The sequence below is a fragment of the Noviherbaspirillum soli genome (assembly GCF_015352955.1).
Taxonomy (GTDB): domain Bacteria; phylum Pseudomonadota; class Gammaproteobacteria; order Burkholderiales; family Burkholderiaceae_D; genus Noviherbaspirillum_A; species Noviherbaspirillum_A soli.
Window position 1 is genome coordinate 1 of record NZ_JACYOX010000087.1, and the last position, 5561, is coordinate 5561.

General features: G+C 53.1%; 2 tRNA genes and 3 rRNA genes. All 5 read right to left on the minus strand.

Annotation, left to right across the window (positions count from 1 at the left end):
• Positions 1 to 20 precede the first annotated feature (20 nt).
• Positions 21 to 133 (minus strand): 5S ribosomal RNA (gene rrf, locus IGW04_RS25355).
• A 194-nt stretch (positions 134 to 327) separates the two neighbouring features.
• Positions 328 to 3212, minus strand: a 23S ribosomal RNA gene (locus tag IGW04_RS25360).
• Between the two features lie 288 nt (positions 3213 to 3500).
• A tRNA-Ala gene (locus IGW04_RS25365) sits at positions 3501 to 3576 on the minus strand.
• Positions 3577 to 3620: 44 nt separating this feature from the next.
• Positions 3621 to 3697: transfer RNA gene (locus IGW04_RS25370), tRNA-Ile, on the minus strand.
• 117 nt (positions 3698 to 3814) lie between these two features.
• Positions 3815 to 5345, minus strand: a 16S ribosomal RNA gene (locus IGW04_RS25375).
• The 16S, 23S and 5S rRNA genes sit together here with 2 tRNA genes alongside, the layout of an rRNA operon.
• Positions 5346 to 5561 lie beyond the last annotated feature (216 nt).

Below are 5561 nucleotides of genomic sequence, written 5' to 3' on the forward strand. Positions count from 1 at the left end.
CCGGGGGTTTTCTAATAACAGCCTGACGATGACCTACTTTCACACTGGTTGCAGCACTATCATCGGCGCAAAGTCGTTTCACGGTCCTGTTCGGGATGGGAAGGGGTGGTACCAACTCGCTATGGTCATCAGGCATGACTTGTCGGTTGTCTGTCGCGCGGCCGGCTTCTCGCCTGGCACACGCCACATCCAACCCAAAGGGAAGAAGCAGCCGCATCGCGCCTGCACATGGCAGGCAGGCGATGCAACGATCAATGTCTTGTCTTGCAGGTTGTGAGTATCGAACGTCACGCACCACACAGCGCCGCTATGCACCATCAAGGTTATAGGGACAAGCCGCACGGGCAATTAGTACTGGTTAGCTTAACGCATTACTGCGCTTCCACACCCAGCCTATCAACGTCCTGGTCTCGAACGACCCTTTAGGGGAGTCAAGCTCCCGGGAAGTCTCATCTCAAGGCGAGTTTCCCGCTTAGATGCTTTCAGCGGTTATCTCTTCCGAACTTAGCTACCCGGCAATGCCACTGGCGTGACAACCGGTACACCAGAGGTTCGTCCACTCCGGTCCTCTCGTACTAGGAGCAGCCCCCTTCAAACTTCCAACGCCCACGGCAGATAGGGACCAAACTGTCTCACGACGTTTTAAACCCAGCTCACGTACCACTTTAAATGGCGAACAGCCATACCCTTGGGACCGGCTACAGCCCCAGGATGTGATGAGCCGACATCGAGGTGCCAAACTCCCCCGTCGATATGAACTCTTGGGAGGAATCAGCCTGTTATCCCCAGAGTACCTTTTATCCGTTGAGCGATGGCCCTTCCATACAGAACCACCGGATCACTATGTCCTACTTTCGTACCTGCTCGACTTGTCAGTCTCGCAGTTAAGCACGCTTATGCCATTGCACTATAAGCACGATGTCCGACCGTACCTAGCGTACCTTCGAACTCCTCCGTTACACTTTGGGAGGAGACCGCCCCAGTCAAACTGCCTACCATGCACTGTCCCCGATCCGGATAACGGACCAAGGTTAGAACCTCAAACAAACCAGGGTGGTATTTCAAGGTTGGCTCCACCGCAGCTGGCGCCACGGTTTCATCGCCTCCCACCTATCCTACACAGATTGGTTCAAAGTCCAATGCAAAGCTACAGTAAAGGTTCATGGGGTCTTTCCGTCTAGCCGCGGGTAGATTGCATCATCACAAACATTTCAACTTCGCTGAGTCTCGGGAGGAGACAGTGTGGCCATCGTTACGCCATTCGTGCAGGTCGGAACTTACCCGACAAGGAATTTCGCTACCTTAGGACCGTTATAGTTACGGCCGCCGTTTACTGGGACTTCAATCAAGAGCTTGCACCCCATCATTTAATCTTCCAGCACCGGGCAGGCGTCACACCCTATACGTCCACTTTCGTGTTTGCAGAGTGCTGTGTTTTTATTAAACAGTCGCAGCCACCAGTTTATTGCAACCCCGTCACCCTTCTGGCGCAGGCCAGTCAAGCTACCAGGGCGTACCTTATCCCGAAGTTACGGTACCAATTTGCCGAGTTCCTTCTCCCGAGTTCTCTCAAGCGCCTTAGAATACTCATCTCGCCCACCTGTGTCGGTTTGCGGTACGGTCTCGTGTGACTGAAGCTTAGAGGCTTTTCTTGGAACCACTTCCGATTGCTTCGCAGCTTAAAGCCGCTGGTCTCGACCCCTTGAATTACGCCCCCGGATTTGCCTAAGGGCCTTCTACAAGTCAAGAACCGGGACATCCAACACCCGGACAACCATTCGCGATCCGTCCCCCCATCGCATCACACGACGGTGCAGGAATATTAACCTGCTTCCCATCAGCTACGCATCTCTGCCTCGCCTTAGGGGCCGACTCACCCTGCTCCGATGAACGTTGAACAGGAAACCTTGGGCTTACGGCGTGGGGGCTTTTCACCCCCATTATCGCTACTCATGTCAGCATTCGCACTTCTGATACCTCCAGCATCCTTTACAAGACACCTTCGCAGGCTTACAGAACGCTCTCCTACCATATGACGTAACGAATTACGTCATATCCGCAGCTTCGGTGACTGGCTTAGCCCCGTTACATCTTCCGCGCAGGACGACTCGATCAGTGAGCTATTACGCTTTCTTTAAAGGGTGGCTGCTTCTAAGCCAACCTCCTGACTGTTTTAGCCTTCCCACTTCGTTTTCCACTTAGCCAATCTTTGGGACCTTAGCTGGCGGTCTGGGTTGTTTCCCTCTTGACGCCGGACGTTAGCACCCGACGTCTGTCTCCCAAGCTCGCACTCATCGGTATTCGGAGTTTGCAATGGGTTGGTAAGTCGCGATGACCCCCTAGCCATAACAGTGCTCTACCCCCGATGGTGATACTTGAGGCACTACCTAAATAGTTTTCGGAGAGAACCAGCTATTTCCAAGTTTGTTTAGCCTTTCACCCCTACCCACAGCTCATCCCCTAATTTTTCAACATTAGTGGGTTCGGACCTCCAGTACCTGTTACGGCACCTTCATCCTGGCCATGAGTAGATCACTTGGTTTCGGGTCTACACCCAGCGACTGTCGCCCTGTTCGGACTCGATTTCTCTACGGCTTCCCTATGCGGTTAACCTCGCCACTGAATGTAAGTCGCTGACCCATTATACAAAAGGTACGCCGTCACCCCACGAAGGGGCTCCGACTGTTTGTATGCACACGGTTTCAGGATCTATTTCACTCCCCTTCCGGGGTTCTTTTCGCCTTTCCCTCACGGTACTGGTTCACTATCGGTCGATTACGAGTATTTAGCCTTGGAGGATGGTCCCCCCATGTTCAGACAGGATTTCACGTGTCCCGCCCTACTTGTCGCAAGCCTAGTTCCACAACCATGATTTCGTGTACGGGGCTATCACCCGCTACGGCCGCACTTTCCAGAGCATTCCACTATCACGACTGCTAAATCTTGCAGGCTGCTCCCATTTCGCTCGCCACTACTTTGGGAATCTCGGTTGATTTCTTTTCCTGCAGCTACTTAGATGTTTCAGTTCGCCGCGTTCGCTTCGCATACCTATGTATTCAGTATGCGATGACCCTTGCGGGCCGGGTTTCCCCATTCGGACATCTGCGGATCAAAGCTCGTTTGCCAGCTCCCCGCAGCTTATCGCAAGCTACTGCGTCCTTCATCGCCTGTAATCGCCAAGGCATCCACCATGTGCACTTAGTCACTTGTCCCTATAACGTTGACCTCTGGAGTCAAACTCCAAAGACGTCAAGGCAAGCGCTGTGTTTCATTTGATGCATGTTTGTTTCGATACAATCACAACCCAGCAATGCTTGCTAACCTGCTTACTGCCAGATTAACGCCCATTGCGAATTACATTGATCTTTACTACTTCTTCCACTTTGTTAAAGAACGAATACAGCCTCATCGATCGCAATGATCAAACCTAAATCGCATGCCTGGCCTGTTGGCCTGCACTGACTTACGTTTGCACCTTGCTGCCGTCACGGTCAGATGAATGGTGGAGGTTGACGGGATCGAACCGACGACCCCCTGCTTGCAAAGCAGGTGCTCTCCCAGCTGAGCTAAACCCCCGGGGACTTGCCATTACGTGCCACGACTTCTTCACTGCGCTTGACTGGTGGGTCTGGTTGGGCTCGAACCAACGACCCCCGCGTTATCAACACGGTGCTCTAACCAGCTGAGCTACAGACCCCGCACATGCATCGCTGCCTGTACCGATCACTTCATGACCTGACGGTGTGTTTTGACTGTTCTTCGTTTTGCCGAACAACCGATAAGTGTGGACACCCAACTCTGTGCATATCTCTAGAAAGGAGGTGATCCAGCCGCACCTTCCGATACGGCTACCTTGTTACGACTTCACCCCAGTCACGAATCCTACCGTGGTAAGCGCCCTCCTTGCGGTTAAGCTACCTACTTCTGGTAAAACCCGCTCCCATGGTGTGACGGGCGGTGTGTACAAGACCCGGGAACGTATTCACCGCGACATGCTGATCCGCGATTACTAGCGATTCCAACTTCATGGAGTCGAGTTGCAGACTCCAATCCGGACTACGATACACTTTCTGGGATTAGCTCCCCCTCGCGGGTTGGCGGCCCTCTGTATGTACCATTGTATGACGTGTGAAGCCCTACCCATAAGGGCCATGAGGACTTGACGTCATCCCCACCTTCCTCCGGTTTGTCACCGGCAGTCTCATTAGAGTGCCCTTTCGTAGCAACTAATGACAAGGGTTGCGCTCGTTGCGGGACTTAACCCAACATCTCACGACACGAGCTGACGACAGCCATGCAGCACCTGTGTGCAGGTTCTCTTTCGAGCACTCCCGGATCTCTCCGGGATTCCTGCCATGTCAAGGGTAGGTAAGGTTTTTCGCGTTGCATCGAATTAATCCACATCATCCACCGCTTGTGCGGGTCCCCGTCAATTCCTTTGAGTTTTAATCTTGCGACCGTACTCCCCAGGCGGTCAACTTCACGCGTTAGCTGCGTTACCAAGTCAATTAAGACCCGACAACTAGTTGACATCGTTTAGGGCGTGGACTACCAGGGTATCTAATCCTGTTTGCTCCCCACGCTTTCGTGCATGAGCGTCAGTGTTATCCCAGGGGGCTGCCTTCGCCATCGGTATTCCTCCACATCTCTACGCATTTCACTGCTACACGTGGAATTCTACCCCCCTCTGACACACTCTAGCCGTGCAGTCACAAATGCAATTCCCAGGTTGAGCCCGGGGATTTCACATCTGTCTTGCACAACCGCCTGCGCACGCTTTACGCCCAGTAATTCCGATTAACGCTCGCACCCTACGTATTACCGCGGCTGCTGGCACGTAGTTAGCCGGTGCTTATTCTTCAGGTACCGTCATTAGCTCCGGATATTAGCCAGAACCGTTTCTTCCCTGACAAAAGAGCTTTACAACCCGAAGGCCTTCTTCACTCACGCGGCATTGCTGGATCAGGGTTGCCCCCATTGTCCAAAATTCCCCACTGCTGCCTCCCGTAGGAGTCTGGGCCGTGTCTCAGTCCCAGTGTGGCTGGTCGTCCTCTCAGACCAGCTACTGATCGATGCCTTGGTAGGCTTTTACCCCACCAACTAGCTAATCAGATATCGGCCGCTCCACGAGCATGAGGTCTTGCGATCCCCCACTTTCATCCATAGATCGTATGCGGTATTAGCTAGTCTTTCGACTAGTTATCCCCCACTCCAGGGCACGTTCCGATATATTACTCACCCGTTCGCCACTCGCCACCAGACCGAAGTCCGTGCTGCCGTTCGACTTGCATGTGTAAGGCATGCCGCCAGCGTTCAATCTGAGCCAGGATCAAACTCTTCAGTTCAATCTCTGTTTTGTGCCATTGCTGGCAGGTTCCGAAGAACCGTCGCTCACTCAAAATACTGACAGACCGATTCTTGCGAATCGTTCTACTTCTTTGTTGTGAGCACTTGCTTAATAGTTGAGCATCCGGCGTTGCCGCCGGCGCACTTCATCAAGTGCCCACACTTATCGGTTGTTGGTTGTTAAAGAACCGGGCAATTCAGTCTGCTGCCAGCCG